Source organism: Candidatus Vicinibacter proximus (assembly GCA_016713905.1).
Taxonomy (GTDB): Bacteria; Bacteroidota; Bacteroidia; order Chitinophagales; family Saprospiraceae; genus Vicinibacter; species Vicinibacter proximus.
Window position 1 is genome coordinate 418,086 of record JADJOE010000002.1, and the last position, 15,449, is coordinate 433,534.

A 15,449-nucleotide genomic window follows, 5' to 3' on the forward strand; every position below is an offset into this window, starting at 1 on the left:
TTTCAGAATAATACCAAATCAGAATAGCTAAAATCAGAGCAATACAAATGAACAGGAGATAATATAGCAAATACAAGTGCTTGTGGTTTTTATGATCAAAGTTCCTGTGTGGCATCGCTCAAATATAAAATCAGGTAGATGTGCGGTTCAAAATTTGACCGTTACAAAAGCGTTACATTCAAAAATTGAATCATAATCTATTCGTAATGTGATTACTATAAAATGTTATTATTACATTACGTTAGTCCTGTAGAGCGATTATTAAAAGACTGGATGTGAAGGATGTGCCTTTTAGAGAACAAGGAAATGGTTCCGATTACAGATTTGATCAGAAAAAAAACAAAAATCATCTGGACATTGACTTCTTTTCCAGGTAATAGTAACTACTTGAGATTCTAATTTTAAATGCTTCCAATAAACTCCAGACAATCCGTACTAAAATCAAAATAGTCGGATCGTTCATTTTATTAAAACTTTAAGTTAGGGGTATTCAGTTAATGTATAGGAATTAAAATATATGGGAATCATGAATTGTCTATTAATGAGAATCGTCTCATTTTGGGTGGGTGTAAAATTCTAACCACAATGGCATGTTCAATTGTAAAGGGGCGTGTCAGGCTTTTAATTGGAATAGCGATTCAAACTCATTCAGTGAGTATGTACTCTTTATTGATCTTTTAATTTCCCTCCATTCTTACTTGACATTGTTAAATCTGGAGATTATAATACCCACCAATGCCACCATATAAAATTGTCCAGCTATGGTAAAAAACATGGTTGTCAGTCGGGCTGCATCTGAAAGAGGGGCAATATCTCCATATCCAACAGTAGCCAAGGTGACCATACTAAAATAGGATAACTGGTTATAGATATACGGAATATTCCCCGGACTTAATCCTCCAAAAGATTGGGGTGCGTTGTATTCAATCAACAAAAAAGTAAACTGAGCAATAACGATCAAAAGTAAAAAACCACTTACAGATCCCAATATTACACTCAATGTCGCTTCACTTTTCCTAAAAATCTGGTACAAAACTTCAATAAATATCAGGGTGTAATAAGTGGTATAAACCAAAAAAGCCAGTTGGACCAAAAATGGTATTTTGACAATAACCACAAACAATAAAGGAATCAATACACTTAAAATGAAAAGTAAGTTTTTTAACCAAACTATGTACCTCACTCTTTCTTTAAAAATGCCGGCTGCGGCGAATCCTAAAATAATCATATTAATAGGCCACACATAAGATGTATAAATATTTGCATCAGGTACAAATATTTTATCGAACAGTAAAAGTAAGAGTGCAAACAGTAGAAGCTCAAACCTATTGTCACTCAATATTTCCTGAAGTCTCTTAACCCTCATCACTCAAAGGTACTACAGAATTTAATACGAAAGGAAACCTGCACTTACCAGATATTATAGACCTATAGCGCTACATGTTCATACCAGCTGGAAAAGAATTTCTACCAATCCAGTATGCAAAAAATAAAAACAAACGATGATCTTCTCAACACGTTATATGTTTTTTGCGTTTTGTCTATATCCAATATTATTCAATACGGCCCAGAAACTTCCGGCATTTTTAAGCGAATGGAGGTCACATTTTTGTAAAAGTTCTTGTTACAAAACAGTTCCATTTTGAATAATACTTGAGCGATTTTTTATCTCACTTTTCTTAAAGATGAAATTACCTTTCCTCAAAATATCCCTTGAGATCCAATGTGTTGAAAGTTTGAAATTTGAAAAATCGGAATTAAAATTAAATGAGCGGATTAAGGCTTTAATGGACCAAGCTGTACTTTATAAAGTCGGCTCAAACCATTCTCATAGCGATTCATCTCTTCTAATAATTTGTCTAAAGATTGCGACATTGCAAATTTTGTTTGCACGGAATTTCTTTTACTCGTAAAATATAAAATACCATTACTAGTATCCACAAATGGGCAATAATCCATTTTGGGAGAATTTATGTTAGGGCCCATATTAACCGCTTTTGTCCAAAGGCCATTGCCATCAAGATAGCTGATATAAAGATCACCGCTTCCATATGCATCCTTGCGGTTGTAGCAGGTGTACATGAGATAGGACTCATCGGGGGCAATAAACGCATTGAATTCTATTCCATCTGAATTTATGGAATCACTTAGAGAAACAGGTAAGTCATAAGTCCCCTTGCGCCATTTACTGACGAAAATATCATCCTTCCCTTTTGACAAAGGCCCATCAGAGGTGAAATAAAGGTTGTTGAGACGTGAAACCGAAGGATAAAATTCATTGCTTTCCGTATTAATTGGATAACCCATATTTACCGGAGCGGACCAGGCACTCTTGATGGATAATCTTTCTACATACCAGATATCATAATCCTTTACCTCACCAACACCCTCCTCAAGAGGTCTATTGGATGAAAAATACAATCGTAACCCATCGGTTGAAAGAAAAGGTTCCAGATCGTGATATTTTCCTGAAAACGGTGCGACCTGAGGTTTTGAGAAAAAACCATTCTCAGTTTTGAAGTACAGTATTGCCGACAACTCACCTAAATAACTTTGTGCAGTAAAATAAATTTCGTCTCCACCAATTGAAATGGCAACATCTCTTACATTTGGATACTGAGAAAAAATCTCAGGAAGAAATCCATCCACTTTTTGTATATTCTCTTGAGAACTACATTTAAAGAGTGGCATCAACAAAAGAAGTGCCATTGAAATTATTTTAGAACACATGGTTCAAATATATTCATTTATTAGAAGAATCTGCAATTTATTGTTTTCAAAAATGATTTTGAAATAAAAATACGAACACCAAAGCCCAAATAAAATAACTTAATGCGCTAAACTAAATATAAGAATAACATATATAAGGGTCTGGTTTGATTTTTAATACCTGAGTAAAACTTCTCCCTTATCAAAAAATATTTCTATAATTTGCTAACTTTTTCATTTTTTATTTTATGCCATAATAAAATGAAAAAGTAAAGAAAATCAGAAGCCATGACTATAATATTAATCACACGTGCAAATGGTGGAGCTCCTTCAGGCCAAACTTGTCCCAACAGAACAATTCCATTGAGAATTAAAAAAGTCGCAATAAAATATTTGCTTTGATTAGCCATGTATTGAAATTTTAAAATGAAATCCTATATCCAATTTATTTAGCTGTTGACCATACCTTTAAAATTAGGATTTTTATTTCTCATGTCAAAGCCTCCTTCATAATAAGATTTCAGGTTAACCAGGAAAAATGACCAGCCTGCATCGCAACCTAGACGAATGTTTTGTTTCGAAAGTTCATCTGTTGGGATGTTATCCTGGGTGAGTTCTACAATTGTGTATTCTTCCTGAGTGCTAAGTCTAATATCTACTAAACAATCACCGGCAAAATTAAATTTTAAATGATCCAAACCATTTGCTTCAATAATGCTGCCGCTTTCTGTACCATCATATAAATACCAATTCCACTCGTACTTACATCCCTTTCTAACCGGAGTAGTTTTAGAAATTATATCATTAGCCTCATCATAAAAATTTGAAATACTCAAAAACCACTTTTCAAGTTCATCCGCTTTTGTCCAGGCATGATAAATGTCCTCCAAATTCGCTTTAACAGCAATTCTTCTTGTAAACTTTGTCCAATCAAAATTATTCATTTCACAATTTTAAATTAAAGAGAGATTATTCCCATAATAGCTTCTCAAGAAAACCAAATATCAACCAACTGAAAATGTTTTATTTCAACTATGCTCAATCACTTCCTTTAATTTGTCAAGTGCCTTAGGATAAGTATTTTGAAAATAATCTATAAATTCATCCACCACATCAATCTCTACAGTGATGATGGTATTACCACCTTCTTCTCTAAATGAATAATTCTCAAAACCTCCAGCCCATCGCTCGACTTGTGGACCACTTGTAATTTCTATTTCCCCATCTAAAATTCCATAATGCTCAATGGATATAAATTGATTGGGTACGTTTTTTGAAATTCTGGACACCATACCTCCCCGCTTACCGCCTTCTCCTATACCTATAAAAAGTATTTTACTTCCCTCAACCCAGGATCCTTCATAAGTGGAGGTAGGGTTAAATTCAGAAGTCCATTTTTCGTAGGTACTGATATCTTTAAGCCCAAGCATGGTGTTAAATGCTTTTTCTGCAGAAGAGTTAAGCTCTATTTTAAATTCTAATTTCTTCATTTTGGATGGTTTTGATTCACAATAATTTTTAAAATTATTCAGAATGGCTTGCCAACCCCCTTTTTGCAATTCAACTGAATTTTCTGTTTCGGCATCAAAGACAATGGAAACTTCCGTGCGAAAGTCTGAGCCTTTAAAATGTACAGTGGCCTGTCTGCCATCTGTCATGGTATAAACTATTTTTTCTTTTTCTACTATTTCGTCATATATAGCTTCAAAGTCGAAGCCAAAGCTCCCATCTCTTGCCTCCATTCTGGCGGAGTACTTACCCCCAACCCGTAAGTCGTTTGTGGCATAGGGACATTGCCAATCCTCAGAAGCAAAGTTCCATTTGGTAATGTGTTCGGGATTTGTGTAAGAATTCCAGACTGTTGTTAGGTCTGCATCAATAGTTGCCTGTACAGTAATTTTGATTGAATTTGTCATTATTGTGAAATTAGGTAATTATTTAATACTTGATTTTCCACTGATGTCCATCGAGATCTGCAAAGTTGTGGAAATGCTCTCAGCCTCGCTCCTGACTACTACGATATCGACTACTGCCATATCTAAAGCGCAAATTATAATTTTATCCATTTCAGCAAGGGATTCCAATTGCACTGTTATTCAAAAGTTGCATAGAAATGCCCTTTAAAATTGGCCTGTTCGTAAATGTAGCAAAAAATCTATTTACGATCAGCTCAGAATATATTGATTCAACTTTCATTTTGCTGGATTTAAATACTCCAATTTTCCTTTTCTTTTTACAATGTTCTTGTAATCCCACTGAATTACTTTTGATTTCTCTAGCCACCGGATGAGGTCGATTTTATTTATTTGATCCACTGATGTATAACGAATACCCGCATCTTTAAATTTTCCGGTATTGATTTTCAAATCTTCCTCCTCAAAACTTGCACCACTCCAGAATAAAAGTCGGACGCTATCCTTCAGCTTACTGTAACCTACGACCGGATTCCCATCAAGAAACCAAACAGGATGTGCATGCCAAATTTTATTCTCAGCCTCAGGCAATTGCTCATCAATAATCTTTGTCAGTAGATTACAAATTTCTTGATCGGTTTCTACTTGCCGGTTATTATATTCTTGAGTTTCAGTATTCATGGATAAGTCTTGTACGTATGAAATGTTTACTTAAGGGTATAAAATTAAAAATGGATTTGGATCTACCAAAAAAATATTGTAGTAAAAATCACAAGTTCAATTTTTTAATGAAAATATTAATTTGGGGTTAAATAATTAACTTTTCTCCCCGCTACTGATCTTTTCTCTATTTAATCCAATTATACTAACATTTTCATAAAGCAAAGAAGCATTTAACAACAAGCGATCAAGTTCTTGTTCAAAAAATTGTTCGGTGAAATAATTCCATTTTTCAGGGTTTTTTAATAATTCTTTAAAGCTATTTCCAAGTGTAGTAGTGTATTCCTTTTTTTGTGAGGCATCATTAATAAAAATTGGCGGATATAAATCATACATCAACATCCAATTTTTTGCAATTCTGGTGACACGGCCATTTCCATCCACAAAAGGGTGTATTCTAATTAACTCATGATGAAAATAGATAGCCCTGATGATGGGATTTGAAATAGACTTCATTCTATAAAATAGTTCGGAAACCAATTGGGGAACTGCTTTTGGTTCAGGGCAAATATGTGCTCCTATCTGTACAAGTGTTTGTCTGTAACGATTTGGATGTATTGCATTAGTTTCGGGCGAAACTATACGAAGCAGTTGAAATAATTGTATTTCCTTTTCAAAATTTTTGTGTAAAATAATTTCCTTAATGACAAAGTCAAGTGATAATTTCAAGTTTATCAAATACGCATTGGCCTCTTCTTCGTTTTGAGCTTCCATTTGGGCATTTTTAATGCTTAGAAGTTCTTGTAAATTGTCCATATCCGCTAAGTAGATATCCAAAAGATCATCGTCAAGATGATAACGGCTGTATATAATCAGTCTGTAAATTGACTTCAGAATTCTATCAATTTCAGTGATCTTTTCCTGATTTATATGAATATTTTCTACGGGAAGCAAAAACATTTTATGAGAATTATTTATACAATTGGATTTTCAGAAACGATTGCTTTAGACTATCGGTTGATATTTCCGACTGCCCATTTTAATTCTGCTTCTGTTTTAAAATATTTTGTCTGTAATTCACATAGTTTTATTTGTGCATCCAAAAGTCTGTTCTCCCTGGCATTAACAAGAAAAAGAGAACTTTCTCCATTGTTTAAACGAATTGTTTCTCCTTCAAATAAATCTTTGAAACCTTGCACACTTTGCTCATACAATTTAGATTGTTGTTGTGTTGTAATGAGTTCATTGAAGGTACCTCGCAATTTATTAAGCAACTCCTGTTTTTTATAATTCATTTCGTAGCGTGTATTTTGAATTTCTAATTTGGTAAGTCGCAAGGCACCTCTACCCTCCATAAATGTAAGAGGCATAGAAAAATTCAATCCAAAATAATAGTTGTTACTCAGTAGAATTCCAGCTTGACTTTGGAAGTTGAATTGCTCACTTAGCAAGTTGTATTTTGCATTGAGTGTGGGTTTTAGGTTCTCTAGTTTGAGTCTTCTCTCTATGTCCAACTGACGGAGTTTGAAATTATAATTCAATAAGATGGGATGATTTTGCTGGAGCTCAAAAGCCATATCTTCCAAATAATTAAGTTGTATTTGTTGTTGCGTAAAGTTGGTGTTTAATGGCATGGGTACGATAGTAGTATCTATGGGTCGGGGTGTATTATTGTTCAACCATAAATAATTGTTGATCTCAAGTCCATTATTTAAAAAACGAAGTTTGGCATCATTTAATTGAAACTGGCGGCTTTGTAGTTGTGTAAGTGCTTCTGTAGTATCCAGTGCGGCTCTATCACCATAAATTACCCCTTGTATTGTTGCATTATAACGTATGGTAGCAATTCTCACCGCTTCCTTATAAATAAGATATTCATTGTAAGAGTAACTCCAGTCATAGTATGTTTTAAGAGCATTATAAAGCAGGTCGTTTAGGATTACAAGCCGCTGTTGTTCACTTGCTTCCCGAAATATGAGTGCTTGCTTGAGGGTTGCGCGTTGTTTATCCAGTAAAACATTTTTTAACAGGGAAACTGAAATACCCAAATAGCCGAGTCCGTTTGATGGTAGTTTATTTTCAACATTAATGTTTTGTCCATTTACCAAATCATAACCAGTATTTACTTCAATGCCATACCAAACAGGTACTGAAATTTTGCTTTCAAAATAGGAATAGTAGTTGGCACCGTCATAAGTTTTATTTTTATAATTGGAATAAAGGTCAGGGTCCCAACCACCCCTGGCAATAAGTAATTTGGCCTTTGCCTGTTCGAGTATTAATTGCGCTTGTTTTGCTACCGGATGATAATTTTTTACAATCTCCATAAACTCGCTTACGGAAAGTACTCTTAAAGTGGTATCTGCTGGTGCGGCGCTAACAATTTGAAAAGTTGTTAGAAATTTTATAAATGCTCCTTTCTTTAAAAGTCTAAAAAAATAATTAAGAAGATTACTTTTCATTTTTTGATGGTTGTTCTTTTGAATCGGATGATTTATAAAAGTCGGGGGGAAATCCGTTAATGTTTCGCCATAGTTCATAGATGATGGTTACATCTTTGAGTAATGCCATTCCCTTTGCGCCGCCACCAACTTTTAGAGCATCTGGCCATTTTTGGTCTTTTGAATCTTCCACTACAAGGATTCTGAATTTGCCGTTATCAGAAACAGAGTTATCAATGGCTACTACAACACCTCCATAAGTTCCATAACTTGCCACTGGCCAACCACTGAAAACTATGGCAGGCCAGCCGTCAAATTGGAAGCGAACTTTTTGTCCTATGTCCATAAGTGGCAAGTCCATTGGTCTTACATACATCTCTACGGCATATTGAAATTTTTGAGGTACAATTTTTACAATCATTTCGCCTGCCTTCACTATTTCGCCTATACCTGCTGAAATAGTTTTTGTGATTTGGCCGTTTTGCGGGGCCAGCACATAATAGAAGGCATTCCGAATGGAATAATTTGAAAACTGATTTTTTAGTTTGGCCACCTCACTTTCTCCATTTGTAATTTCACTTAAAGCGGCGAATTTATCACTTTCTGCTTTAGACATTTTTTCGGAATACTCATTGTCGGTTTGATTTAGTTCAATTTTGGCAATGAGTAAATCATTTTTGGTGTTGGCAAATTTGTTTGCAGCAGTAGTTATTTTAGCTTCTGCATTTTGCAATTGCTGTTTTCGTTGTTCCAATTCAGTAAGTGATTTTAAACCTTGTTTGTAAAGCTCTTCCTGTCTTTTGTATTGATCTTGTGCAATTTTTAATTCTGTTTCTGCTGCCTTTAATGCCATGCTGTCCGTTACCACATTGAGCGTTGCCTGTTTAATTTTATTTTTTAACTGTTGTAATGTTAGTTCCCGAACTTGATAGGTGGCTGAAAGCTGATTTTGAATTGCGGTTACTTTATTTCGATAAAAATCCACTGTTCCTTCTTTAGCTAAAATCTGTTCTTCCGTGCGTTTTAAAAGTTCTGGATCCAGATAATATTCCTCCACTTCCGAAATTTTTAAAATTGTGTCGCCTTTTACTACCATATCACCTTCTTTCACAAACCAATGTTCAATTCTCCCATCAATAACTGAATTCAGTTCTTGAGGCCGTTGTTCGGGAGAACGGGTTGTGATAATGCCGGGGGCTTGAATATTTTGTGTCCACGGAAGCAGGAGAAAAATGATTAGTACTAAGCCAATGCCTATAAACCATTTCATCAAGTTTATATCATTCCCATTGTCAAATGCTTTACGAAACGAAACAAATTCGTTCTTTTCTTTGAGCAATGCCTGATTATCTTTATTAAGCCACATAATTAGATTATACTATTTAATCTTACAAGCTAAGTTTTTTAAACATTTTTTTATACACCTCAGTTCTGCTTACTGATTCAAAGTTCCCGAATACCATCAATTTGCCATCCTCAAGAAGAATAATTTTATCACAAATTCTGGCAAAGTTTTCGTCATTGGTTACGGCGATAAGCGTAAAGCTATTTTCGGAACCGGTAAGACACTTGATCATGTTTTCCTGTTCCAATCGCTCCAAACCACTCCAGCAATCTTCTATCAAAAGCAAACGCGGTTTTGTGAGCAGAGCTCTTGTGAACAAAATTTTTATGATGATGCTTCTCGGGAGTTTTTTACCGATGGTGTCAATTCTGGAATCCAACCCATTTTTTAATGACTGAATAAAAGGAAGCAATCCGGTTTTTTCAGAAATTTGCATAATGAACTGCGGAGTTATTGTGCTATCTCCTAAGGCAAGATTATCGTAAAGAGAGCCTGAAAAAATATCTGGTGTGGCAAGATAAATACCAATTTCCTGTCTTAGTTTTTCAAGATTGAAATTGCCAAGAGGATAATTATTGAAAAGTAAATTTCCTTCATAGTTTAAATAGCCTCCAGTTAATAGTTTGAGTAGAGTAGTTTTTCCGGAACTTTGGGAACCGAAAATACAAACTTTTTCACCCTCTTTAATTTCGAAATCCAGCTTTTTTAAAACATAGTTGTCGTTATCCGTAAAACGATAAGAAAGGTTTTCGGCTTTTACACTTACACCTTTGGCCTGACTTATCTCTAGAATATCCAGCCCATCTTGTTTTTCCAGTGGTTTGTCTAAAATATTACTGACCTTCTCAAGAGAAGTGAGCATATCATATACTACATCCAGGCTGCTGATGACTTTCTCTACAGAGCTTAACAACATGATAATTACTATTTCGCTGGCAATAAACTGTCCAATATTAATTTGTTGATTGATTACCAACACAGCCCCCAAAATCAATAATGCAGCAGTAATGATTACTTTGAACCAAACGAAAGCCCAATATTGAATCTTCAATACCTTAAAGTGTTCAGCCCTTGCATCAAGATACTCACTAACGATATAATCGGCTTTATGTGCTCCAAAATCATTTCTACCCATAAACTTTAGCGTTTTAATAACCCGAGCTACCTCCTCGAGCCAATGTCCTACCTCATACTTGTAGTTACTTTCTTCTAATGAGGTGGTTATTCCTTTGGCATAAGTGGTTCGGATTATAATGTACATTAATCCAATCAGCAAAATGCCAAACGCAAAAAAAGTGACATTGTATAAGGAAAGTAAAATAATACCAAACAGAATTTGTATGGATGCAGATGGGAATTCAATAAGCACTTTGGTAAGACCTTTTTGAACAGAAGCGGTGTCAAAAAAGCGATTGACTAATTCGGGTAAGTGGTAATCATCCACAGACATTAAATCCAATCGTGGAATTTTGTAAGCGAACTGTAAGCTAAACCTGGTAAATATTCTTCGTTGTATCCTTTCATTCGAATTCATTTGCAAAATGGTAAGCCAACCGTTTAACAACACACCAAAGACTACAATTATAATGAGCACTACAAGGGATGTGCTTACCAAGCCTCCGAACAATTGGTTTACTATGGATTGAATACCTAATGGGATGGATAGATATACCAAACCATTGAGAATAGAATAAAAATAAATAGAGACCAACTCTTTTTTCTCTAGAGCAATTAATCTCCAAAAACGCTCTAATGGTTTACTGATATTTGTGAAAGGCATAATTATTATTTAAGGCTTGAACTTGAGTTTTTGGCTGGGCTGTAGTTTTTAAGCCCACGTTATGATGAGTTGATCCATATAGTCTATCTTTTATATTGGGTGAAGTGCTCAGTCTCCGCAAAAAAGCTTGTCCCTGGATGTGAACATATTCTTTCATTATTTTACTGACTATATACGCCGGATAAAGACTTTGAAAAGTCGAACCCAAAGCAATAGCCTCCCATTTTATACTCTTGATATACAATCCCATTATCCAGCTCATTCTTTTCTCAATAGCAGGAAAAACTACATTGAAAATTGAGGACCTCCAATGAAAACATACCAAATGAACAGGTGAAAGTTTCATCAGATCATTAAAAATATTTATATCATGCTGATTTACAATACTATATATATTTTCAAAACCCAAGTAAAATTTTTGTAATCGGTATTGCGCAAGGTGTTTCATCTGCATAGAATTGCTAATCACCTGTTTGATGGTAAAAATTCTATAACCCCTGATTGGTATTAGGAATCGACTTTCTGAACTCATATGACCTGTCTTTTATCTAATCTAAAACAAAAGTAGTATTAATTTTGTTTATAATAGTATTACAATCTTTTTTAATTGCAATAATATATTTTTCCTTTTGATCAGAATTAAGCTAAACCAATCTACAAGTATCGATATATGGAGCTACAGTTGCACATGAGAATTAACGAAGGATTGTTTCTGCGCAATCCAGAGGGTTCAGAATTGGGTAAAAAAATTATCAAACACTGTATTCAGATGATTCATAAAAACGGATTTGAGGCGTTTAACTTTAAAAAGCTTGCCGAAGATATTGGGACCACTGAGGCAAGTGTGTATCGTTACTTTGAAAACAAGCACAAACTCCTCATTTACTTAACTTCATGGTATTGGGGTTGGGTTGAATTCCAGATTAGTTTTCATACCAATAATATCATAGACCCGATTCTCAAATTAAAAAAAGTGATTAAGCTGTTAGCCACTAATGTTGAAGACGACACACAAACCAGTCATGTGAATGAAAGTTTACTTCATCAAATTGTAATTGCAGAGGGGTCAAAGGCTTATTTGACAAAGCAGGTGGCCGAGGATAACAAACAACATTTTTTTAAGCCTTATAAAGACCTTTTTGATGTTATAGGAAAAATTATATTGGAATGTAATCCTCAATACAAATACCCAAAGTCACTGGCTTCTACCATTATCGAAATGGCACATTTTCAAAACTTTTTTATGTACAATCTCCCCTCTCTTACCGACTTCGAAAAAACTAAAGAGGAGACTGAAATAATCGCTTTTTTAAATAATTTGGTTTTTTCTAGTATCCGGAAAAAATAAGTCTCTTTTAGAAAAGGAACATTTTCAATTTACGTTTTTCCTTGTAAATAATTTATAAAGGGATAGAATAAATTTTGATTTTTATATTGAATTCCTAGATTCAATTGTCTCTTATCATAAACAAAAATGTATAAATAAAATATTATTAATGATAAATATTGAAATTCAAATGTCAAACGAAATAAAATGACAATTTTATGCTAAGAATAAGCAGAGAGTATTTGAAAATACTATTTTATTCTCTATTCCATTGCCCATTTTCATTTGCAATTTCAATATGGACTAGACGGTATTTGGTCATAAATCAGTTAAGGATTAAACTAATCTCTCGCTCAATATTTGATGTTCATCAATTGCATTTTTTATTTTCGGGGTGTAAAAGTCATACAGAAACATTATACATCGCGACTCTTTCACAAGCTAGCTATCCATCCAAAGCATAGAGATTCCTCCATAGCTTCTTTTAAGTTTTCACTTGCTGTGTAACTTTCTATAAAAATGTATAAGCCAAACTGACTTCTCTACTTGTCTATTATCCATTAACCACTTACGCCAATCTACTCTCATCCTGGCATAAATTGCCAATTTACCATCCTTGAATTCCATAGCTGTATAAATGCGAACATCTATTTAGTCACAAATATAATTGCCCAATAAATTAATTACAGTTTTGTCACCTTGGATTAAGAAATTCCTCGGGCAATAACAGTTAAGTCTTGTCATTCATTTTGACATTTTCCAAGATTTTCATTCGCTATTTGTCGAATTCAAATATTATAACTTATAATATATTACTTTACAGGAATTAAGTTATGACCTTGTCAGATTTTCTGTGTCGAAATTCACAAAACTTTCCTTCATCAAACCACTCCATTATATATTCTGCTTAAGCAAAACTATATGATGAGGGAGTAGAATTTCTGATATATCAAATCTTCCAATTTGCAAACTCTACGCTTTAAAGAAATTCCTCATTGTTATATCAACCATATTACCCGGTCATAAGAAACGATATAGTGTAACAAAACTACTAATATGAATTTAAGACTTGCTTTAGAATATCCCAGCTTATTTATTGCTATGGCACTCAGTATAAAAAATAAAAATTCCAACATGAGTTTAATGACACCGATGGTTTCAATTATGAATTTTCCTTCTCTTTCTGATGAATTTAAAATTTCTAATGTTAAGGTAGTGAGTGTGGCTTCTTCTTTGGCAGAAAATCTCAGAACGCTTAATTGCCTCATTATTTTATCTAGCATGAACCACTCTCTTTACCAAATTCCACATTTATGGTTTTGTCTATACACGAAAATATATCCAGATTTTGTATTCGAAGGTGCCTTTTGGATCTATATAAAATTATTGTGAGGAAGATATACAATTAATCACCGCAGATATGGGGCGATTAATTAATTTTGCGCGTTGCAAACCAATTCATCATTTGACTAGTCATTGTTTGTTCGCTGGTCGTATCTTTTAATAACTTCTCGTAAGTCATATTTTTTATGTCAAGGCAATACTGAATGAGAAGCCATTCATTATAATAATCTCTGGATGAAATTGTATTGTCGCTAAATCCTATTTCCCAACTGTCCTTATTTAAATCATCTTGGGCAATTTTACTTACAATGTTATTTGTTAAGTCTAGTTGGTCTGCGTTTCGTCTTGCTACATACTCTGGGTAACCTTCCCATTTCCAATGAGGATAATTTGCAATTGGGTTTGATTTCCAAAGTCCGAATTTGTGAAACTGCAAGCAATGTGTAATTTCGTGTGCGATCAATTGTGTCAAGTTCCATTTGTAACCATTGAGTTCAACAAAATTTTCTTTGCTGTTTGCATTGCCCATTAAAACAACTTTATTGTAAAAGCCCCATGCAAATGCTTTTCCTTTCAACTTCTCCATTAGTAATGGGTAAAGTGAACCATCGTTCAAACAAATGTCTAGTTTGAGATTGGCGTCATAGAGTTCGCTTGTCTTTGTACTTGCAGTTGAATTGTCAAGCCGTGAAATAAAACATCCATCAAGTGGTAAGTTATGAAAAATCGTGAAGTTGCCAAAAGTAGTCTTGTTTGTATAAAGTAAAGTTGGGTTCAAAATTATTCCAACTAAAAAACCTAAACTCAACATTCCTGTTAATGTAAGTCGTAAAATCCACTTTCTAATGTGTTGTTTCATTTTGTATGTCAAAGTTTATTTCATGCAATCAGTTTGAAGTGGAAGATGTTGCCACTTATAGAGTACAACGGATACAGGCTAAAGCAATGTGGCATCGAAGCCATAATATAATCACCCGATAATAAGGAAACTGGAAAGAACACACTTTTACAAACTACATACTAAGCAGTAATTAACCTGAATTTATCGACTGTAGTGCTTTTCTCGTTCATTGGTTGCCAAATTTTTTGGTTTAAAAATAATTATTGTCAATATGCCCCAAACTGTAATTAAAAATCCCATATAATTCATGATATTCATTTCTGCAAAGTCAGCAGTAAATGAGATGTCTATGGTTGAATGAAAAATGGCACAAATTAAAATGCTCGCTCTGGAAGAGTTGTAAAGCCAAGTCAATAATACACTTCCAGTCAATAGGCTAAATGTCCAACCAAATATTCCAGAAAAGTCCATTGTTGAGTAACCGGGTCTGTAAAAGAAAAGTGGCCAATGCCAAATTGCCCAAAATACTGTCAGTATAATGCTTGATGTTAATGCGCTTAGTTTTTCCTGTAATCTTGGCAAGGCAAAACCTCGCCAACCAACTTCTTCTCCATAACCGAAGAAAATTAAATTGTAAATGAAAAAAGTCGGCAGGTTGAATTGCGGAAACTCTTTGCTTCTTAGTAGTCCAGAAAGATGGATTGGTGATTTGTCTATAAAAAAATTTATAATTGTCGCAATTAAGGAAAGTATAAAAGGACTCAATAATGCTATAATCAAATAAACCAATGGTCTTACCTGAAAGCATTTCTCAATTAAAAGATTTACTCCTGTTTTTCTTTGATAAAACCAAGTTGTCAGGAATGAGGCAATTAAAGGTCCAAAGCCACCAAGTCCATGATGATAAGGTAAGGTTGGTAAATTGGTCAACCCCAAAGTGTGTCCATACAACGGAAGCCATATTGTCCAGCTGATTAAATAAGCCAGTCCGAAATATGTTATCAATTGTTTCATCCCTTCTTAAGCGTTATTGTCAATTAACCTGGCTTCTAACTTTTTGCCGATTTGTGAAGACGGGATTTCCGCACA

The 15,449-nt window shown here is 34.2% G+C and carries 15 protein-coding genes; 1 reads left to right on the forward strand and 14 read right to left on the reverse strand.

The window, feature by feature from the left end:
* Nucleotides 1-694: 694 nt before the first annotated feature.
* The 11 genes from IPJ83_07980 to IPJ83_08030 all read right to left on the reverse strand — a co-directional run bounded on the left by IPJ83_07980 (nucleotide 695) and on the right by IPJ83_08030 (nucleotide 11,380).
* Entirely contained in the window at nucleotides 695-1,366 is a 672-nt protein-coding gene (locus IPJ83_07980) for a hypothetical protein (protein ID MBK7880481.1), read from the reverse strand.
* Nucleotides 1,367-1,776: 410 nt separating this feature from the next.
* A complete protein-coding gene (locus IPJ83_07985; GenBank protein MBK7880482.1) occupies nucleotides 1,777-2,709 on the reverse strand; it encodes a PD40 domain-containing protein in 933 nt (310 codons plus the stop codon).
* A 215-nt stretch (nucleotides 2,710-2,924) separates the two neighbouring features.
* Nucleotides 2,925-3,119, reverse strand: coding sequence for a hypothetical protein (locus IPJ83_07990; GenBank protein MBK7880483.1), 195 nt, complete (start codon nucleotides 3,117-3,119; stop codon nucleotides 2,925-2,927).
* A gap of 39 nt (nucleotides 3,120-3,158) precedes the next feature.
* Entirely contained in the window at nucleotides 3,159-3,653 is a 495-nt protein-coding gene (locus IPJ83_07995; GenBank protein ID MBK7880484.1) for an SRPBCC domain-containing protein, read from the reverse strand.
* Nucleotides 3,654-3,737: 84 nt separating this feature from the next.
* Nucleotides 3,738-4,625, reverse strand: a complete 888-nt coding sequence (locus IPJ83_08000) for an SRPBCC domain-containing protein (protein ID MBK7880485.1) — start codon at nucleotides 4,623-4,625, stop codon at nucleotides 3,738-3,740.
* A gap of 276 nt (nucleotides 4,626-4,901) precedes the next feature.
* The gene (locus IPJ83_08005) at nucleotides 4,902-5,303 is read right to left on the reverse strand and encodes a DUF1801 domain-containing protein (GenBank protein MBK7880486.1); all 402 of its coding nucleotides are present in this window, start codon (nucleotides 5,301-5,303) and stop codon (nucleotides 4,902-4,904) included.
* A gap of 135 nt (nucleotides 5,304-5,438) precedes the next feature.
* Nucleotides 5,439-6,242, reverse strand: coding sequence for a Fic family protein (locus tag IPJ83_08010; protein ID MBK7880487.1), 804 nt, complete (start codon nucleotides 6,240-6,242; stop codon nucleotides 5,439-5,441).
* A gap of 50 nt (nucleotides 6,243-6,292) precedes the next feature.
* Nucleotides 6,293-7,744, reverse strand: a complete 1,452-nt coding sequence (locus IPJ83_08015) for a TolC family protein (protein ID MBK7880488.1) — start codon at nucleotides 7,742-7,744, stop codon at nucleotides 6,293-6,295.
* A complete protein-coding gene (locus IPJ83_08020; protein MBK7880489.1) occupies nucleotides 7,734-9,089 on the reverse strand; it encodes an HlyD family efflux transporter periplasmic adaptor subunit in 1,356 nt (451 codons plus the stop codon). The genes IPJ83_08015 and IPJ83_08020 overlap by 11 nt, the downstream gene beginning before the upstream one ends.
* A 22-nt stretch (nucleotides 9,090-9,111) precedes the next feature.
* Complete coding sequence (locus IPJ83_08025) at nucleotides 9,112-10,848, reverse strand: ATP-binding cassette domain-containing protein (GenBank protein MBK7880490.1); 1,737 nt, start codon at nucleotides 10,846-10,848, stop codon at nucleotides 9,112-9,114.
* Nucleotides 10,826-11,380, reverse strand: coding sequence for a hypothetical protein (locus IPJ83_08030; GenBank protein MBK7880491.1), 555 nt, complete (start codon nucleotides 11,378-11,380; stop codon nucleotides 10,826-10,828). Before IPJ83_08030 ends, IPJ83_08025 begins: the two co-directional genes overlap by 23 nt.
* 138 nt (nucleotides 11,381-11,518) lie before the next feature.
* Between IPJ83_08030 and IPJ83_08035 the strand changes: the two genes are divergently transcribed.
* Entirely contained in the window at nucleotides 11,519-12,196 is a 678-nt protein-coding gene (locus IPJ83_08035) for a TetR/AcrR family transcriptional regulator (GenBank protein ID MBK7880492.1), read from the forward strand.
* A 977-nt stretch (nucleotides 12,197-13,173) separates the two neighbouring features.
* Here IPJ83_08035 and IPJ83_08040 read toward each other — a convergent pair.
* The 3 genes from IPJ83_08040 to IPJ83_08050 all read right to left on the reverse strand — a co-directional run bounded on the left by IPJ83_08040 (nucleotide 13,174) and on the right by IPJ83_08050 (nucleotide 15,374).
* Nucleotides 13,174-13,443 carry a hypothetical protein gene (locus IPJ83_08040; GenBank protein MBK7880493.1) on the reverse strand — a complete coding sequence of 90 codons (270 nt, stop codon included), beginning with the start codon at nucleotides 13,441-13,443 and terminating at the stop codon, nucleotides 13,174-13,176.
* A gap of 161 nt (nucleotides 13,444-13,604) precedes the next feature.
* Entirely contained in the window at nucleotides 13,605-14,378 is a 774-nt protein-coding gene (locus IPJ83_08045) for a hypothetical protein (protein ID MBK7880494.1), read from the reverse strand.
* A 183-nt stretch (nucleotides 14,379-14,561) separates the two neighbouring features.
* Nucleotides 14,562-15,374 carry a CPBP family intramembrane metalloprotease gene (locus tag IPJ83_08050; protein ID MBK7880495.1) on the reverse strand — a complete coding sequence of 271 codons (813 nt, stop codon included), beginning with the start codon at nucleotides 15,372-15,374 and terminating at the stop codon, nucleotides 14,562-14,564.
* Nucleotides 15,375-15,449: the final 75 nt, after the last annotated feature.